Genomic DNA, 16741 nt, shown 5'->3' on the forward strand with positions numbered 1-16741 from the left:
ATAGCACCGCAGCCGAAGGCGAAGGTACTCCAATGAATTCCGCAAGCAAGACCACCAGCATGAAATCCGCTTCCGCTCTTCTCGCGGCGCTCGCATTCGGCTGCAGCCTGGGCGCCGCTGCTGGCGAAGCCGAGATCCGCCAGAACCTGGCATCGCGCATTCCGCAGTTCGCCAAGATCGACGAGATCCGCAAGGCGCCGATGCCGGGGCTCTACGAAGTGCGCATCAACGGCTTCGAGATCTTCTACACCGACGAGCAGGGCAACTACCTGCTGCAGGGCAACCTGATCGACGTCAAGGCACGGCGCAACCTGACCGAGGAGCGCGTCGAGAAGCTCAGCGAGGTCGCGTTCGACAAGCTGCCCGTGAAGGACGCTTTCAAGATCGTGCGCGGCAACGGCAAGCGCAAGCTCGCCGTCTTCGAGGATCCGAACTGCGGCTACTGCAAGCAGTTCGAGCGCGACCTGACCAAGGTCGACAACGTGACCATTCATCTCTTCCTCTACCCCGTGCTGGGGCCCGACTCGGTCACCAAGGCGCGCAACATCTGGTGCGCCAAGGACAAGGCCAAGGCCTGGACCGACTGGATGCAGCGCGGCGTCACGCCCGAGACGGCTGAGTGCGACACGGCCGCACTCACGCGCAACCGCGAGTTCGGCCAGAAGTACAACATCACTGGCACGCCGACGCTGATCTTCAGCGACGGCACGCGCGCACCGGGCGCGATCCCGGCGGCGCAGGTCGAAAAGCAGCTCGCCGCGATCAACTGATGGTCGCGGCGGCCATCCACTACCGCGTCGAATGCGCGGATCGCAATGCGCACCTCTTCGCCATCACCCTGCGCATCGAGCGGCCTGCTGCGGGTCAGCGCGTGTCGCTGCCGGTGTGGATCCCGGGCAGCTACCTGGTGCGCGAGTTCTCGAAAAACCTGCAGCAGTTGCAGGCGAGCCAAGGCCGGCGCAAGCCCGCCCTGCGGCAGCTCGACAAGCACAGCTGGCAAATCGACTGTGCGGCGGACAAGCCGTTGGAATTGCGCTACCAGGTCTGCGCCTACGACAACTCTGTTCGCACCGCCTGGCTGGACAGCGCGCGGGCCTTCTTCAACGGCACCAGCCTGTGCCTGCACGTCGAAGGCCAGGCCGACGGGCCGCATGCGATCGAGATCGTCGCACCTGCGCTCCTGCCGGACGAGCAACGCTGGTCTTGCGCCACCGCCCTGAGGCCCGTCAAGACCAACCGCCAGGGCTTCGGGAGCTATCTCGCCGAGAACTACGACGAGCTCGCCGACACGCCTGTCGAGATGGGCGCCTTCTGGAGCGCAGAGTTCGAGGCATGCGGCGTGCCGCACCGCTTCGTTGTCGCCGGCGCGCCGCCCTCCTTCGACGGCGAGCGCCTGATTGCCGACACGCGCGCCATCTGCGAGACGCAGATGCGTTTCTGGCACGGCGCCAAGGTCGGCAAGCGCGGTGGGCCGAAGGCGCCGCACGACCGCTACGTCTTCATGCTCAACGCGGTAGACGACGGCTACGGCGGACTCGAGCATCGCCATTCGACGGCGCTGATCTGCACGCGGCGCGATTTGCCGCAGCTCGGGCTCAAGAAGCAGGGCGATGGCTACACCACGCTGCTGGGCCTGATCAGCCACGAATACTTCCATACCTGGAACGTGAAGCGCCTGCGGCCGGCCGAGTTCGAACGCTACGACTACGCCCAGGAGAACTACACCGAGCTCCTGTGGCTCTTCGAAGGGTTCACCAGCTACTACGACGACCTGCTGCTTCGCCGCGCCGGTCTTCTGGATGACGCAGGCTATCTGCGCCTGGTCAACAAGACCGCCAACCAGGTCCTGCAGGCGCCGGGCCGCCATGTCCAGTCGGTGGCGCAGGCGAGCTTCGATGCGTGGGTCAAGTACTACCGGCAAGACGAGCAGACTGCCAACACCACCATCAGCTACTACACCAAGGGCGCGCTGGTCGCCCTGTGCTTCGACCTGACGCTGCGCACCGAAGGCGGCGGCTCGCTCGACGACGTGATGCGGCGGGTGTGGACGCGCAGCGGCGGCGGCCCCGTGGCTGAAGCCGATTTCGCCGCCGCGCTGGAAGCCGTCGGGGGCCGCTCCTTCTCGAACGAGATCGCGCTTTGGGTCCATTCGACCGACGAGTTGCCGTTGGCCGAGCTGCTGCGCAAGCATGGCGTTGCCGTGAACGAAGACCCGTCCCAGCGCGCGCAGGAACTGGGCCTGCGCGTGGCAGAGTCCGGTGGCAGCGTGCAGGTCAAGATGGTGTTGCGCGGCGGCGCTGCCGAGCAGGCCGGTTTTTCGGCCAACGACGAGTGGATCGGCATCGAGCTGGCCGGCGCCAAGGGACGTCCGGCGCAGGGCTGGCGCATCGCGCGCCTCGATGACCTCGCGCTCTACCTCGGCGGGCTGAAGAAGATCACCGCGCTCGTGGCGCGCGACCGGCGCCTGCTGCGGCTGCCGCTCACATTGCCGACCGGCGTCACAACCTTGCGGCTGGCCGTGCAGGATGCCGCGAAGCTCGCGCAGTGGCTGGCGCCGCGGTAGGCGCAGCGACGAGCCGTTTCTGATTTGTTCCCTTCAAGGAGACCCTCATGAGCTACGAGAACATCGAAGTCCGTACCGAGGCCGGCAAGGTCGGCATCGTGACGCTGAACCGGCCCAAGGCGCTGAATGCGCTCAATGACGCGCTGATGATCGAGCTCGGCGATGCGCTCAAGGCCTTCGATGCCGACCCCGCCATCGGCTGCACCATCGTGACCGGCAGCGAACGCGCCTTTGCCGCGGGCGCGGACATCGGCGCCATGGCGAGCTACAGCTTCGTCGACGTCTACAAGGGCGACTACATCACGCGCAACTGGGAGATCATCCGCAGCGTGCGCAAGCCCGTGATCGCCGCAGTGAGCGGCTTTGCGCTCGGCGGTGGCTGCGAGCTGGCGATGATGTGCGACTTCATCATCGCGGCCGACAACGCGAAGTTCGGCCAGCCGGAAATCAAGCTCGGCGTGATCCCGGGCGCCGGCGGCACGCAGCGGCTGCCGCGCGCCGTCGGCAAGGCCAAGGCCATGGACATGGCGCTGACAGGCCGCATGATGGACGCGGTCGAGGCCGAGCGCTCCGGCCTGGTGAGCCGCGTAGTGCCTTATGACAAGCTGATGGACGAGGCGCTCGGCGCGGCGCTCGTGATCGCCGACTTCTCGCAGGTGGCCGTGATGGCGGCAAAGGAGTCGGTCAACCGCGCCTTCGAGAGCAGTCTGTCCGACGGCGTGATGTTCGAGCGCCGCCTTTTCCACGCGCTGTTCGCCACCACCGATCAGAAGGAAGGCATGGACGCCTTCGTCAACAAGCGCAAGGCAGCCTTCAAGCACGAGTGAGCTAGCGGGTCGGCGCGGCGGACGGCGCCGCTTCGGAAGCCGCCGGATGCTGCGGCGCCGGCTTCAACTCCAGTTGGGGTGGAGACGCGGGCTGCGCCGGTTGCTCCACGGCGTGCTGCAAGGCCTTGCGCAAGGCCGCTACGGCTGCTGGAGAGGGCGTACCGGTCGTTGCTGCGCCGCGTCCTTCACGCCAGCGCACTTGGCTGCGCCCCAATTCGAAGGTCGCCAATACATCGCCGTTGCTGCGCTCCAGCGCGACGCGCCATTCCGGCGCGCCCGCCAGTGGTTGCGGCCCGACGGCCGAGATCGCGGCCGAGCCCAACAGGGCGCTGAGGTCCTGCGCCTCCGAGCGAGGCAGGCTGCGGCTGGCGCCGCCCCGCTGCGTGATGCTGATCCGGCTCCACTGCGATAGCGCGGAGAAGGTGGGCAGCGCGGGCAGCGCGGGCAGCGCGGGCGGCGCAGTGGGCGCGATGGGCGCGATGGGGGCCGTCGGGGCAGGCGGAGGCACTGCCTGGCCTGCGGACGCGGCGGCCTCTTTCTTCCTGGACTCCATCGCGGCTGCGCCCGCCGATGCAGACAACGCGGCGCCATCGGCTTGCCGGCGAGCGAGCTCGGAAGGCGCGGCGGCCCCTGCAGCGCGTTCCGCCAAACGCGGCGGACGAGCGTCTTGCTCCGGGGCCGACACGGGGCCCGGTTCCGTTGGCGCCTGCGGAGCAGGAGCCGGGCCACCGCCGGGGATGTCCTGGCTCGACAGCAACGCCCGTTCGGGCGCTTGAGGTGGAAGGGCGGGCGCAGGAACGGCGGTTGCAGGCGCGGCCGGCGCAGCGGAGGCCGGCGCAGCCGGGGCCTCGCTGCGCTGCGCTGGCGCGTGGACCAGTGCCTCCCCATCCGGACGCGCGCCGGGCACGGGCTCGCGCTGCCAGAGCACCGCGGTCAGTACGCCGATCAGCAAGGTCGCCAAGGCGGCGTTCCAGGGCACGCGACCGCCACCCTCCTTGGTGCTACGGATGCCCAACAGCTTCTGCCACCAGGGCCGCATGGGCTCAGGCGCTTCGGCGGGCGCAAAAGGCATCGCCGCCTCGCGCGCATGGTCGAGGATCGCCTTGCGCAGGCGCCAGTTCGGCACCACCGCGTGGTCCGGCGCATGCAGAAGCGCGCGCCGCAGCGCCTCGTCGCGGAGGTCTTCGGTGTCGTTATCGTCCATCGTGCTCATTGCGAAAGCATCGTGCCGCGCACTGCGGTGCCATTCGCCTCAGGAACGGCCGTGCGGCTCACTGGAGTACCTGCGCCTTCGGCTGCGGTGCTATTCGCCTTCGGAACGGCCGTGCGGCTCATGGCCGACGCTCCAGGACCGACAGGTAGCGCTCCATGCAGCCGCGCAGCTTCTTGAGCCCGTAGCGCAGCCGGCTGCGCACGGTCTCGAAGTTGATACTCAGCGTCTGCGCCATCAGCTCGACCGTGAAGCCATCCTCGTGGTGCAGCAGGAAGGCCGAGCGTTGCTCGTCCGGCAGCTCATCGAGACAGGCGAGCAGGCGGCGGCCGGCGGCGCGCCAGAAGGCCAGCTCCTCGGCCGAAGGATGAGCGGCATCTGAGGATGCCCCGTCTCCGTTCAGCAAACCGCGGCTGAACAGGCGCGCCGCCTCGAGGCCGTCGCCATCCTCGTCATGGGCGTAGAAGGCGACCTCGCGCCCGCTCAGGCGCAGACGGTCCATGGCCAGGTTGTGCGCGATCGTGAAGGCCCATGTGCGCCAGCTCGCGCCTTGCGGCGAGAAGCTCCGGCGGGCCGCGATGATGCGCATCCAGGTCTCCTGGAACACTTCCTCGACCTCCGCCGCGAGCCGAACGCCCATGAGGCGCCGCACGAAGCGGAGCAGCGCGCTTTCGTGGCGCGCGTAAAGCGTATCGAAGGCGCCGGCGTCCCCGTCGGCATAGGCAAGCATCAGCTGGTCGTCAGGCATCGTGGCGTGGAGCGCGGGGTTCGCGGGCGGTGGCGCAAGCATCGGCAGATTTTCACCTCTCGTTCTACGAACGGCGACGACGCCCGGGGTTAGCGATGGGGCAAAAAACCGTGGGGCGCTAACCCGCGGCGCTTGCGGCCACCGTATCAGCTTGCATCCACAACCGGAGCTGCTGATGATCCCTCGCCCTTCCCGACTTTTCCAACGCTCGCTTGCCGCGCTGCTGTGTGCCGAGTTCCTGCTCAGCGCCTGCAGTGCCACGGAGATCGCGCCCGGCATCGCGCATTGGCCCGCGCCCGCGCCCGCGCCTCAGCCCGAAGCGCCGATCTTCCCATCGGCGCAATGGCCGGCCGAGGTGGTGGCGCGAACGGCGCCAAACTTCCAGGCGCCCTCGGCCACCCATTGCGCGCGACCGGTGCAGACGTGGGAGACACCCGGCCGCACCGCGGGCCAGCGTGACGGAGCGACGGTCATGGGCGGCCATGGCGCAGGCCCCTTTCCCTTGACGCGCGATGAGCGGGCCCGTCGCATGTCGCCCGGCGGGGCTTCGGTCGGCGCCGTGGCGGCCATGACGGCCCCCGCCAGTCCGCCCGCACACGCCGCCAAGGAGGCGCTGACCGATGAGGCGGCAGTGCCGCGCTTCATCCCGCCTGCGCCCGCCCCGCAGCCAAGCCAGCGCCCGAGTCCGGTTCAGGAGATCGTCACGGCCGGCATGGTGGACGACAACGCCGACTTCGCGGACTACCTGCAATTCCGCCAGCGCACCCGGGTCGCCCATCGCGACCGCGACGTGAGCGAGCGTTACCTGCTGCAAGTACGCAACCGGCGAGGCGACCCCGTGCCCGATGCCGAAGTCGCCGTCCAGGCTGCGACCGGCGCCACCATGTGGGCACGCACCGACACGGCCGGCCGCGTCTGGTTGCATCCACGGGCCTTCGATCGCTCGGACAGCGCGATCTACGAAGTCGCTGTGCGCAAGAGCGGGCAGCAAGGCACGGCCTTCCTTCGCCGCGGGCAGAAGAGCGCCGTCGAATTGGTGCTCAACGACCTCGCAGCCCCGCAGCGTGCCCGGCTCGACCTGGTCTTCCTGATCGACGCGACCGGCTCCATGGGCGACGAGATCGGCAAGCTCAAGGCCAGCCTGCGCAGCATCGCCAACGAGGTGGCGCGGCTGCCGAGCAGCCCCGACACCTGCTTTGGCCTGGTGGCTTACCGCGACCACGGCGACGAATTCCTGGTGCGCGGCCATGACTTCACCAACGACCTGGGCGCCTTCCAGTCAGTGCTCGACGCGCTGCAGGCCGATGGCGGCGGCGACTATCCGGAAGCGATGAGCGAGGCGCTGCACGAGGCCGTGCACCGGCTCAGCTGGCGCGGCACTGGTGCGACGCGCATGGTGGTGCTGCTGGCCGACGCCCCGCCGCATCTGGACTACGGCGGGCCTCAGTACGACGATGACATGATGGCCGCGCTTGGCAAAGGCATCAAGGTGTTCAGCGTGGGCGCGAGCGGGCTGGATCGGCAGGGCGAGTACATCCAGCGGCAGATTGCCCAGTACACCGGCGGACGCTTCGTGTTCCTGACCTACCGGGAGGCGAGCCATCCGGGCAGCGGGCCGGGCCGCGAGACGACGCATGACGTCACCAACTACTCGGTCCAGACGCTGGATCGGCTGATCGTGCGGCTGGTCAGCGAGGAGCTGGCGAAACTGCCGAGGGGCGGTTGAGGCTGCGTCAACCCGAGTTATAATTTTGGGCTCGGCTCTTTAGCTCAGTCGGTTAGAGCGATGGAATCATAATCCACAGGTCCGCGGTTCGAGTCCGTGAAGAGCCACCAACATAAAGAAGGCCTGCTATCAGATAGATAGCAGGCTTTTTCTTTGCACCTGCAAGGTGCGACAGGCCCGGCGTAATCCGGCATGCGCCATGCACCTTGTCCGACAGGTTTCTGTCCGCTGGCCCGCACTATCGACCTCCCGTCATCTGCCGGAGGGCGCATGGACTCCCCCGCTGCCGTTCACAAGAGCTATCAGCGATTCTTTGCCTGGACCTTCGTGCTGGCGACGGCGCTGGCCCTCTCCCTCGTCTGGGTCGAGCTCGCCATTTCCCCGTTGGAGGCACCGCCGCCCATGACCGCGCGGCCAACTGCGAGCGGGCTTGATCTGCGCGACCTGCAGCTTCTATTGACCGTGGCTGCGCTGATTGCAGCTTTCGTATCCCTGGCGGGACTCATCGTAACCACGCCTCTGGCTTGGCTCGACCGGCGAAAAGCCAGGGCGCGCGCCGCGCTTGAACTCGCCTTCAAGCGGCAGGACCACATCAACTGGCTCGCAGCAGAGCACGCTGACTGCTGGTTGGTACCGGATCGGCGCCCTCCACCGATGCATTGGCACCGACACAGGCCGCCCGTTCCGCGAATCCACGGGAACGCCCATTGACGTGGCGGCCAACCCGCTGACAGCGAGCTCGGGGCGTTGTGCCCGGTCAGGACTAATCCTGGGGCCGGAACGCGCTGAGAAACTCGGCGGTCTTGCCTGCGGGCTGCCAAGTTGCCGTGACCGGAGCAGCCACGCTCGCATTGCCGGACGATGTCGAGGGGGTGGCGTTGCTCTTGCAGGCGCTCAAGCCGATTGCGACGGCGAGGCATGCGAACGCCATCCACGCTGTGTTGTTCATACGGGCTCCTCGAAATCCGCTCTGCGGTGCTGCCTATGACGGCAACGGTTGCCGACCTGATTATTTAAACATAAGTTCTCATTTTTTCTGAAAGCTTAGTAATCAGTATTACATTTCGGCGCCATGTGAGCGATAGCATGTAGCTACTATGTATTACATGATATTTCGTCAATCTCGCGCTGAACGACAGTCCGAGGACGGGACCGAAGCCGACGACAGCAGCAGACTCGCACCGCTCAACCCAGCCCACCTGACGCACGAGCCAGTACGTCGAAGCTGGTCGTGGATCCGCTTCGCAGCCGGCACGGCCGTGGGTGTTCTGGTGGTCGAGGCGTTCAGGCTGGGCCTGCTGCAGCTCCCTTGAGCGACAGGTCGCCTCTCAGGGGCCGACCTTGGCGAAGCGTCACGCAGCTGCCTGGCAGCGGTGGATCTCGATGGTCGAGTGCCTGATTTCCTCGTGCATCGAGAAGGTGGTGCGTACGTCATCAGGCGTCAGCGTTGACGAATGCGTGACAACGCTGAGCGCGCAGGCGTAGGCGCCCTGGCCCACTCGCCACACATGCAGGTCGACGATGCGGGTGTGCGAATCCGCAAGCGCCTGCTCGACGCCGTCGCGGATCTCCTCGACCACCGGATGGTCCATCTCACGGTCCAGCAGCACCTTGGCGGTGTCGACCAGCAAGCCGCGCGCCCAGCTCGCGACCAGCAGCGCGCCGACGATGCCCATTGCAGGGTCGAGCCAGCCCCAGCCATAGAGCCAGCCGCCCACCAGCGCAATGATGGCGAGCACCGACGTCGCGGCATCGGCCACCACATGCAGATAGGCGGAGCGCAGGTTGAGGTCGTGCCCATGCTCATGGCCATGTGCATGCTCGTCATGGTGCGGATCGCGGCCGTGATCATGATGGTGATGGGCGCCGCCGAGCAGCCATGCGCACAGGAGGTTGACCGCGAGTCCCAGCACCGCGACAACGATGGCCTCCCGGTACTGGATGGCAGCCGGCGTCCACAGCCGTTCGAGGGAGCCGACCACCATCAGCACCGCGACCCCGAGGAGGAACAGCGCGCTGGCGAAGCCGCCCAGCACCTCGATCTTCCAGGTGCCGAAGGCGAAGCGCCGGTCGCCGGCGTACCGCCGCGCCGCCGCATAGGCAAAGGCACTGAGCCCGATCGCCACCGCGTGCGAGCTCATGTGCCAGCCGTCGGCCAGCAGCGCCATCGAGTTGAACCACCAGCCGGCGCCGATCTCCAGCAGCATCGCGGCGGCGGTGATCCACATCACCCGCCGCATGCTGCCCTCGGCGGCCCGTTTGTCGTCCTGGAAACTGTGCTCGTGCTGCCAGCCGCTCAGGTCATGGGTGTGCATGAGGCCGCCTTCAGTTGCCGAACATGTCGCCGTCGCGCTGCGGCGCGGCGACGCCCAGATGCCGGTAGGCCGCCAGCGTGGCAATTCGGCCGCGCGGCGTGCGCTGCAGATAACCCTGCTGGATCAGGTAGGGCTCGATCACGTCCTCGATCGTGCCCGGCTCCTCGCCGATGCTGGCCGCGATGTTGTCCAGTCCGACCGGGCCGCCGTCGAAGCGGTGGATCACCGCCTCCAGCAGTTTGCGGTCCATCAGGTCGAAGCCCTGCGGATCCACGTCGAGCATGGCCAGCGCCTTGTGCGCCAGCGCCTCGGTAATGCGGCCGTCGCCCTTGACCTGGGCGTAGTCGCGCACCCGGCGCAACAGGCGGTTGGCAATGCGCGGCGTGCCGCGCGAGCGGCGCGCGATCTCCAGTCCGCCGGCGTCGTCCGTCGGCACCGAGAGCAGGCCGGCGCTACGGCGCACGATGCGCGCCAGCTCCTCGGCCGTGTAGAACTCCAAACGCGCCACGATGCCGAACCGGTCGCGCAACGGGTTGGTCAGCATGCCGGCGCGCGTGGTGGCGCCCACCAGCGTGAAGGGCTGCAGATCCAGCTTGATGCTGCGTGCAGCCGGACCCTCGCCGATCATGATGTCGATCTGGTAGTCCTCGAGCGCGGGGTAGAGGATTTCCTCCACCACGGGAGAAAGGCGGTGGATCTCGTCGATGAAGAGCACGTCGTTGCGCTCGAGGTTGGTCAGCAGCGCGGCCAGATCCTTCGGCTTCTCGAGCACCGGGCCCGAGGTCTGGCGCAGGTTGACGCCGAGCTCGGCCGCGATGATGTGCGACAGCGTGGTCTTGCCCAGGCCCGGCGGGCCGAAGAGCAGCACGTGGTCGAGCGCCTCGGCCCGATGCCGCGCCGCGCCGATGAAGATCTCCAGCTGCTCGCGCACCTTGACCTGCCCTACGTAGTCGTCGAGCAGCTTGGGGCGCAGGGCCCGCTCGATCGCCTCTTCGTTCGGCGAGGCCGGTGCGGCAGAGACCACGCGTTGCGGGGCCGGGGCGAAATCGTCGGTCTGGATGGTCATGGCGTAGGCTGGACGGACAGTTTAGTCGGCCGAACGGCATGTCGAGGGTTCGCGCAGGGGTGCCGCCCTGCACCGCTGCGGCAGAATGCGCCACCGAGGAGGGTGAGCGTGTCCATCTACGAGCTGAAGCCCCGATTCCAGGCCCTGCTGCGCCCGTTGGTCCGGCGCCTGCATGCCATGGGCGTGACCGCCAACCAGGTCACGGTCGCGGCCTGCGTGGTTTCGGTCGCGCTGGGCCTGTGGTTGTTCTTCGCCGCGCCTTCCGCGGCCGCCTTCGCGCTGATCCCGCTGTGGATGTTTCTGCGCATGGCCTTCAATGCCATCGACGGCATGCTCGCGCGCGAGCACGGGCAGCAAACAGCGCTCGGCGCCTTTCTCAACGAGCTGACCGACGTGCTCTCGGACGCCGCGCTCTACGTGCCCTTCGCATGGGTCGCGCCCTTCAGCCCTTTCTGGGTCGGGGCCTTGATCGTGCTGGCCGGCCTGTCCGAATTCACCGGCGCCTTGGGACCGACCGTGGGCGCCACGCGACGCTACGACGGCCCGCTCGGCAAGAGCGACCGCGCCTTCGTGTTCGGCGCGCTGGGCCTGTATGTCGCGCTCGGTGGACCGCTGCCGGCCTGGACCGCCGGGCTCATGCCGTTGCTGACCCTGCTGGCGGGCTGGACCATCTTCAATCGCATCCGCGGCGCGCTCGCCGAGGCCGGCGCCGCATCGCTCACCCGGGGAGGACCGACCCGACCATGAGCGACGCCCGCGTGCCAGAAGAACATCGATTCCAGACACACGACGGCGTCTCGCTGTTCTACCGGCACTGGCCAGCGACCGGGGACGCGCGATGTGGCGCGGTCGTGCTATTCCACCGCGGCCACGAGCACGGCGCGCGCATGGCCCACCTGGTGGACGAGTTGGCCCTTCCCGGCTTCGACTTCTTCGCGTGGGACGCACGCGGCCACGGTCGCTCGCCGGGCCAGCGCGGCTTCAGCCCCGGCTTCGCAACCTCCGTGCGCGATGTGCAGACCTTCATCGAGCACATCGGCAGTGCGCACGGCGTGCCGCCCGAGGACATCCACGTGATCGCGCAGAGCGTGGGCGCGGTGCTGGTCGCGACCTGGGCCCACGACTATGCGCCCAAGGTGCGGGGGCTCACCCTTGCCTCGCCGGCCTTCCGGGTAAAGCTCTACGTGCCCTTCGCGCGCCCCGGGCTCGCGCTCATGCACAAGTTGCGCGGCCTCTTCTTCGTCAACAGCTACGTGAAGGCGAAGTTCCTCACGCACGACCCCGAGCGCATCGCCAGCTACGAGAGCGACCCGCTGATCTCGCGGCCGATCGCCGTCAACATCCTATTGGGCCTCTACGACGCCGCCGAGCGCGTGGTTGCCGATGCCCATGCGATCACGGTGCCGACGCAGCTGCTGATCTCCGGGGCGGACTGGGTGGTGCATCACCAACCGCAACACGACTTCTTCGACCGGCTCGGCAGTGCGGTCAAGCGCAAGCTGGAGCTGCCGGGCTTCTTCCACGACACCCTCGGCGAGAAGGACCGCGGCCCGGCCGTGGAGGCCATCCGCGACTTCGTGCTGGAACTGTTCGACCAGGCGCCGCAGTCAGTCAGTTTGCGCGGCGCCCACCTGAACGGCGCCACCGCCGACGAATCGCGGGCACTGGCCACGCCGCTGTCCGCCCTGTCCCCACGCGGTGCGTACTGGGGGCTCACGCGGGCGAGCCTTCGCTTGGGAGGCCTGCTGTCGCACGGCATCAAGCTGGGCCACGACACGGGTTTCGACTCTGGCAGCACGCTGGATTACGTCTACCGCAACCAGGCGCGAGGCGCTGGACCGCTGGGCCGGATGGTCGATCGCACTTACCTTGGTTCGATCGGCTGGCGCGGCATCCGCCAGCGCAAGCTGCACGTCGAGGAACTGCTGCGCAAGGCCATGAACATGCTCGCCGAGCAGCACCGCGAAGTGCGCCTGATGGACATCGCCGCCGGCCACGGCCGCTACGTGCTCGATGCCGTGCTGGCCAGCACCGTCAAGGCCAGCTCGATCCTGCTGCGCGACTACAGCGACGTCAACGTGCGCGACGGCCGCTCGCTGATCGCCGAGAAGGCACTGCAGGGCTGCGCGCAGTTCGTCCAGGCCGATGCCTTCGACCGCACGAGCCTGGCGAGCGTGACGCCGCGCCCCACGCTCGCAGTGGTCTCGGGCCTGTACGAACTCTTCTCCGACAACGACATGGTGAGCCGCTCGCTGGCCGGGGTCGGCGACGCGGTCGAGGAGGGCGGCTATCTGGTCTACACCGGTCAACCCTGGCATCCGCAGCTGGAGATGATCGCGCGCGCCCTCACCAGCCACCGCCAGGGCCAAGCCTGGGTGATGCGACGGCGCACGCAAGCCGAGATGGACCAGTTGATCGACGAGGCGGGTTTTCGCAAGATCGACCAGCGCATCGACGAGTGGGGCATCTTCACGGTCTCGCTCGCAGTGCGCACGGGGCGATGAGCGCCGCACGGCCGCGCCCCTGGAAACGCGCCGCGGCGTGGCTGGCGCTGCTGGGGCCCCTCTTCTACGTCAGCTACGGCATTGCGAACTGGTGGGCCTCGACCCGCGCTCAGGTGCCGGTGCTGGTCTTCGAGTGGGAGCGGGCCTTGCCCTTCTGGCCCTGGACCATCTTTCCCTACTGGACCATCAATGCTTTCTATGCGCTCTCGCTCTTCCTCGCGCGCGACCGCCATGTGCTGGACCGCCATGCGGGACGGCTGCTGACGGCGCAAGCGGTGGCGGTGGCCTGCTTCATGCTCTGGCCGTTGCACTTCAGCTTCGGCCAGCCAACCGTCGAGGGCGCGCCGGCCTTCCTGTTCGACGCGCTGCGCGGCTTCGATCAGCCCTTCAACCAGGCGCCTTCCCTGCATATCGCGCTGGCCGTGATCCTGTGGGATTTCTACCGGCGCTTGATTCACGCGCAGTGGGCCCGTGCCGTGCTGCACCTTTGGACCTTCGCGATCTGCGCCTCCGTGCTCACCACCTGGCAGCACCACTTCGTCGACATCCCGACTGGCGCGCTGCTGGGCCTTGTCTGCGTGTGGCTCTGGCCGCTGGAGCGCGTGGTGGCCCTGCCACGCGCGTGGCGGCTCGCGCGCGACCCGCAGCGCTGGAAGCTGGCAGGCGGCTATGCCGCCGGGGCGCTGCTCTTCCTCGCTCTGGCACTCAGCGTCCAGGGCGCGGGGCTGTGGCTGGCCTGGCCTGCAGCGGCACTGGCAGGGGTGGCGCTGAACTATGCCGGCTTCGGTGCCCGCGGCTTCCGGATGGATGGCCATGGTCGCATGCACTGGAGCGCGCGCTGGCTGTTCGCGCCTTATCGTGTCGCCGCCGCTCTCAGTGCCCGCCTCTGGACGCGCGGCCTGCCGGCTTCGGCGGAGGTCGCGACCGGGCTGCGACTGGGCCGGCGGCCCACCCGGACCGAATGGGAAGCGGCAGGCCGCCCTCGATTGCTCAGCCTGTGTGCCGAGCTCCAGTTGCCGCACGTGGCGGGCGCCCGCTGCGTGCCGATGCTGGACCTTGCACTGCCGGAAACTCCCCAACTGCGGCGTGCGATCGCGTTGATCGAAGGGCTGCGCGGGAGCGGTCAGCCTGTATGGGTCTGCTGCGCCCTGGGCTTCTCGCGCAGCGCCGCATCGGTGGTCGCCTGGCTCGGCCTGTACGGCCGGGGCTACACCCTTCCTGCCGCGCATGCGGCGGTACGTCAGGCGCGGCCCCAGATCGTGCTGCGCCCAGCCTGGCTCGCCCTGCTCGACCAGATGGCTTCCGGGAAGATGCGCCATGAATGACGACGATCGCGCCCTGTGCGCCGCCACCGCTGGCCTGCTACGGGCCGCAGGCACGCTGGGCCTCTGGGGCGTCGCGCTCTCACTCGTCTCGGGCCTGGTCCTGGCGCTCACGGGGCGCTCCCTCCCTTCGGTCACCTGGGCAGCGTTCGCGGTCGTGGCATTGATCGGCTTGCCCGAGCGCTATCTGGCCATGCGCGTGCGGCTCGACGCAGCACTTTTCGACGGGCTGGCAAGGAGCACGATCGCTTCCGGACCCGTCATGGATCGCGCGCTCGCAACGCTCGGTCTGCGCCCCCGCGCGAACGGGGCGCGACCCCTGGCCGACCGCGTGCTCGGTGCCCGGCAGCTGATGCAGCGCCACGGCATCGCGGTGATCGCGCAGACGATCGTCTTCGCGATGGCGCTCGCGATGCAGGACTGGCGTTGAGCCACATGAAGGAGCGCCGTTCATGAGTTCCCCCGCGCCCGGCCGTTCGCGGCAGGCGGCCGCCGTCGTCTCGGCGTGGCTGATCGTGCTCTTCGCCAAGCTGCTGACCGGCGTGCGTGGTGTCTGGACCGGCACCGGCTCCAAGGCCGAACAGACCCTCTACTTTGCCAACCACACGAGCCACGGCGACTTCGTGCTGCTGTGGGCCACGCTGCACCCTGAGCTGCGTGCGCTCACGCGCCCCGTGGCGGGACAGGACTACAGGGAGGCCTCACCGCTGCGCCGCTTTATCGGTCGGGAGGTGTTCAATGCGCTGATGATCCGTCGCGACGGCAGCGCGGTGCGCTATGGCGCACCGATCGCACTGGCAGAGGGCGAGGACAAGGCACCGTTCATTGCGCGCGCTCGTGCCGCCATGCTCGACCTGCGGCCCGAATACGATCGCGCGGAGGACTGATGACCGTCGCCTCTCTCCAAGCCACCTGGATGCTGTTCGGCGGCGTCGCCGCCGTCCTGATCCTCGCCTCCGCCGTCGGCGCATTGCTCAAGTGGCGCGTCGCACAGGGCCGGCCTCATTCCGTGATCGACAACCTCAACGCGCGCGTGAACGCGTGGTGGGTGATGGTCGCCGTGATCGGCCTGGCCTTCGCGCTCGGCAAGGGTGGGGTGATCGTCCTGTTCTACCTGATCTCCTTCTACGCGCTGCGCGAGTTCATGAGCCTGGCCTACACCCGCCGCGGCGACCACCTTGCGATCGCGGTGGCCTTCTTCGTGGCGCTGCCGGTGCAGTACTTCCTGATCTGGATCGAGTGGTACGGGCTCTATGCGATCTTCATCCCGGTCTACGCCTTTCTCGTGCTGCCCATCCTCGCGGCGGTAGGCGGCGACACCAAGCGTTTCCTGGAGCGTACGTCCAAGGTGCAGTGGGGGCTGATGGTCTGCGTGTTCTGCATCAGCCATGTGCCGGCGCTGCTGACTTTGCAGATCCCCGGCTTCGAGGGCCGCAACCTGCTCCTGATCGCCTTTCTCGTGATCGTGGTGCAGGGCAGCGACGTGCTGCAGTACGTGTGGGGCAAGCTCTTCGGTCGGCGCAAGGTGGCACCCGAGCTCTCGCCCTCGAAGACCTGGGAAGGTCTGGTGGGCGGCATCGCCAGCGCCACCGCGCTCGGCGCGGCGCTCTACTGGGCTACGCCCTTCGAACCGTGGCAGGCGGCGCTGATGGCGCTGACCCTCTGCGTGATGGGCTTCTTCGGCGGCCTCGTGATGTCGGCCATCAAGCGCGACCGCGGCGTCAAGGACTGGGGCACCCTGATCGAGGGCCACGGCGGCATGCTGGACCGGCTCGATTCGGTGATCTTCGCGGCGCCGATCTACTTTCATGCCCTGCGGTTCTGGTGGACCCCGTAGCAGCTCCGGTGCGCCCCGCTACTTTGCGAGTGCCTTCAGCGCGAGCTTGATGCCCTCCCCCACCCCCACGTCCTTCGGCAGCGCCTTGAGCGCCGCAGCCGCCTCGCGGTCGCTGTAGCCCAGCGCGAGCAGCGCCTGCAGGATGTCGGCCTGCGCATCGGTGGCCGCATGCGCGGGTGCGCCGATGTCTGCGCCCAGCTTGCCCTTGAGCTCGAGCAGGAGGCGCTCGGCCGTCTTCTTCCCGATGCCTGGAATCTTCACCAGCCGCCCAGCCTCCTGCAGCGTGACAGCCTGCGACAGCTCGCCGACGCTCATGCCGCTCAGCAGGCCCAGCGCGGTGCGCGGCCCCACGCCCGAGATCTTGATCAGCTGCCTGAACGCCGAGCGCTCCTCGGCCGTGCCGAAGCCGTAGAGGATCTGTGCGTCCTCGCGGACCACGAAGTGCGTCAGCAGCGAGACGCGCTCGCCCGCCGAGGGCAGGTTGTAGAAGGTGCTCATCGGCACATCGACCTCGTAGCCGACGCCGTTGCAGTCCACCACCACCTGGGGCGGGTTGCGCTCGGCCAGGATGCCGGTGAGTTTGCCTATCATGGGTGCCCTTCTCGCTTTTGAAAATGAAATCC

Annotated in this window: 18 protein-coding genes and 1 tRNA gene; 13 read left to right on the forward strand and 6 right to left on the reverse strand. The window is 68.1% G+C overall.

The genetic code is table 11. The features are described from left to right. The first annotated feature begins 59 nt into the window (after positions 1 to 59). The 3 genes from G3W89_RS24280 to G3W89_RS24290 are packed head-to-tail and all read left to right on the forward strand — an operon-like array spanning position 60 to position 3390. A complete protein-coding gene (locus G3W89_RS24280; protein ID WP_162577629.1) occupies positions 60 to 770 on the forward strand; it encodes a DsbC family protein in 711 nt (236 codons plus the stop codon). Further along, positions 770 to 2563 (forward strand): M61 family metallopeptidase, encoded by a 1794-nt coding sequence (locus tag G3W89_RS24285; RefSeq protein WP_162576558.1) that lies wholly within the window; start codon positions 770 to 772, stop codon positions 2561 to 2563. Before G3W89_RS24280 ends, G3W89_RS24285 begins: the two co-directional genes overlap by 1 nt. A gap of 47 nt (positions 2564 to 2610) precedes the next feature. Then, a complete protein-coding gene (locus tag G3W89_RS24290) occupies positions 2611 to 3390 on the forward strand; it encodes an enoyl-CoA hydratase (protein WP_162576559.1) in 780 nt (259 codons plus the stop codon). Position 3391: 1 nt separating this feature from the next. Here the strand turns inward: G3W89_RS24290 and G3W89_RS24295 are convergent, their stop codons facing one another. Continuing rightward, positions 3392 to 4594 carry a hypothetical protein gene (locus G3W89_RS24295; RefSeq protein ID WP_162576560.1) on the reverse strand — a complete coding sequence of 401 codons (1203 nt, stop codon included), beginning with the start codon at positions 4592 to 4594 and terminating at the stop codon, positions 3392 to 3394. Positions 4595 to 4721: 127 nt separating this feature from the next. Then, on the reverse strand, positions 4722 to 5390 hold the full coding sequence (locus G3W89_RS24300) for a sigma-70 family RNA polymerase sigma factor (protein ID WP_232076713.1): 669 nt from the start codon (positions 5388 to 5390) through the stop codon (positions 4722 to 4724). A 133-nt stretch (positions 5391 to 5523) separates the two neighbouring features. On the opposite strand from G3W89_RS24300, the gene G3W89_RS24305 reads away from it, so the two are divergent. The 3 genes from G3W89_RS24305 to G3W89_RS24315 all read left to right on the forward strand — a co-directional run bounded on the left by G3W89_RS24305 (position 5524) and on the right by G3W89_RS24315 (position 7785). Further along, positions 5524 to 7074 (forward strand): VWA domain-containing protein, encoded by a 1551-nt coding sequence (locus tag G3W89_RS24305; RefSeq protein ID WP_162576561.1) that lies wholly within the window; start codon positions 5524 to 5526, stop codon positions 7072 to 7074. A 33-nt stretch (positions 7075 to 7107) separates the two neighbouring features. Continuing rightward, positions 7108 to 7184: transfer RNA gene (locus G3W89_RS24310), tRNA-Met, on the forward strand. Between the two features lie 160 nt (positions 7185 to 7344). After that, positions 7345 to 7785 (forward strand): hypothetical protein, encoded by a 441-nt coding sequence (locus G3W89_RS24315; RefSeq protein ID WP_162576562.1) that lies wholly within the window; start codon positions 7345 to 7347, stop codon positions 7783 to 7785. A gap of 52 nt (positions 7786 to 7837) precedes the next feature. Here G3W89_RS24315 and G3W89_RS24320 read toward each other — a convergent pair whose 3' ends face one another. Further along, on the reverse strand, positions 7838 to 8023 hold the full coding sequence (locus G3W89_RS24320; protein ID WP_162576563.1) for a hypothetical protein: 186 nt from the start codon (positions 8021 to 8023) through the stop codon (positions 7838 to 7840). A gap of 157 nt (positions 8024 to 8180) precedes the next feature. Here G3W89_RS24320 and G3W89_RS24325 point away from each other — a divergent pair, with 157 nt between their 5' ends. Further along, on the forward strand, positions 8181 to 8387 hold the full coding sequence (locus tag G3W89_RS24325) for a hypothetical protein (protein ID WP_162576564.1): 207 nt from the start codon (positions 8181 to 8183) through the stop codon (positions 8385 to 8387). Between the two features lie 39 nt (positions 8388 to 8426). On the opposite strand, the gene dmeF is transcribed toward G3W89_RS24325, so the two are convergent. Both dmeF and ruvB read right to left on the reverse strand, forming a co-directional pair. Then, the gene (dmeF, locus tag G3W89_RS24330) at positions 8427 to 9389 is read right to left on the reverse strand and encodes a CDF family Co(II)/Ni(II) efflux transporter DmeF (RefSeq protein ID WP_162576565.1); all 963 of its coding nucleotides are present in this window, start codon (positions 9387 to 9389) and stop codon (positions 8427 to 8429) included. A gap of 10 nt (positions 9390 to 9399) precedes the next feature. Further along, complete coding sequence (gene ruvB, locus G3W89_RS24335) at positions 9400 to 10455, reverse strand: Holliday junction branch migration DNA helicase RuvB (protein WP_162576566.1); 1056 nt, start codon at positions 10453 to 10455, stop codon at positions 9400 to 9402. 108 nt (positions 10456 to 10563) lie between these two features. On the opposite strand from ruvB, the gene G3W89_RS24340 reads away from it, so the two are divergent. The 6 genes from G3W89_RS24340 to G3W89_RS24365 are packed head-to-tail and all read left to right on the forward strand — an operon-like array spanning position 10564 to position 16118. Continuing rightward, entirely contained in the window at positions 10564 to 11202 is a 639-nt protein-coding gene (locus G3W89_RS24340) for a CDP-alcohol phosphatidyltransferase family protein (RefSeq protein WP_162576567.1), read from the forward strand. Then, positions 11199 to 12959 carry a bifunctional alpha/beta hydrolase/class I SAM-dependent methyltransferase gene (locus G3W89_RS24345; protein ID WP_162576568.1) on the forward strand — a complete coding sequence of 587 codons (1761 nt, stop codon included), beginning with the start codon at positions 11199 to 11201 and terminating at the stop codon, positions 12957 to 12959. The genes G3W89_RS24340 and G3W89_RS24345 overlap by 4 nt, the downstream gene beginning before the upstream one ends. Then, positions 12956 to 14284, forward strand: coding sequence for a phosphatase PAP2/dual specificity phosphatase family protein (locus tag G3W89_RS24350; protein ID WP_162576569.1), 1329 nt, complete (start codon positions 12956 to 12958; stop codon positions 14282 to 14284). Before G3W89_RS24345 ends, G3W89_RS24350 begins: the two co-directional genes overlap by 4 nt. After that, complete coding sequence (locus G3W89_RS24355; RefSeq protein ID WP_162576570.1) at positions 14277 to 14711, forward strand: hypothetical protein; 435 nt, start codon at positions 14277 to 14279, stop codon at positions 14709 to 14711. Before G3W89_RS24350 ends, G3W89_RS24355 begins: the two co-directional genes overlap by 8 nt. Positions 14712 to 14733: 22 nt before the next feature. Then, positions 14734 to 15168 (forward strand): hypothetical protein, encoded by a 435-nt coding sequence (locus tag G3W89_RS24360; RefSeq protein ID WP_162576571.1) that lies wholly within the window; start codon positions 14734 to 14736, stop codon positions 15166 to 15168. Continuing rightward, the gene (locus G3W89_RS24365) at positions 15168 to 16118 is read left to right on the forward strand and encodes a phosphatidate cytidylyltransferase (protein WP_162576572.1); all 951 of its coding nucleotides are present in this window, start codon (positions 15168 to 15170) and stop codon (positions 16116 to 16118) included. The genes G3W89_RS24360 and G3W89_RS24365 overlap by 1 nt, the downstream gene beginning before the upstream one ends. A gap of 18 nt (positions 16119 to 16136) precedes the next feature. Here G3W89_RS24365 and ruvA read toward each other — a convergent pair whose 3' ends face one another. Continuing rightward, a complete protein-coding gene (gene ruvA / locus G3W89_RS24370) occupies positions 16137 to 16709 on the reverse strand; it encodes a Holliday junction branch migration protein RuvA (RefSeq protein WP_162576573.1) in 573 nt (190 codons plus the stop codon). Between the last annotated feature and the right edge of the window lie 32 nt (positions 16710 to 16741).

Origin of the sequence: Variovorax sp. PBL-H6 (assembly GCF_901827155.1) — a bacterium.
Lineage (GTDB): Bacteria > Pseudomonadota > Gammaproteobacteria > Burkholderiales > Burkholderiaceae_C > Variovorax.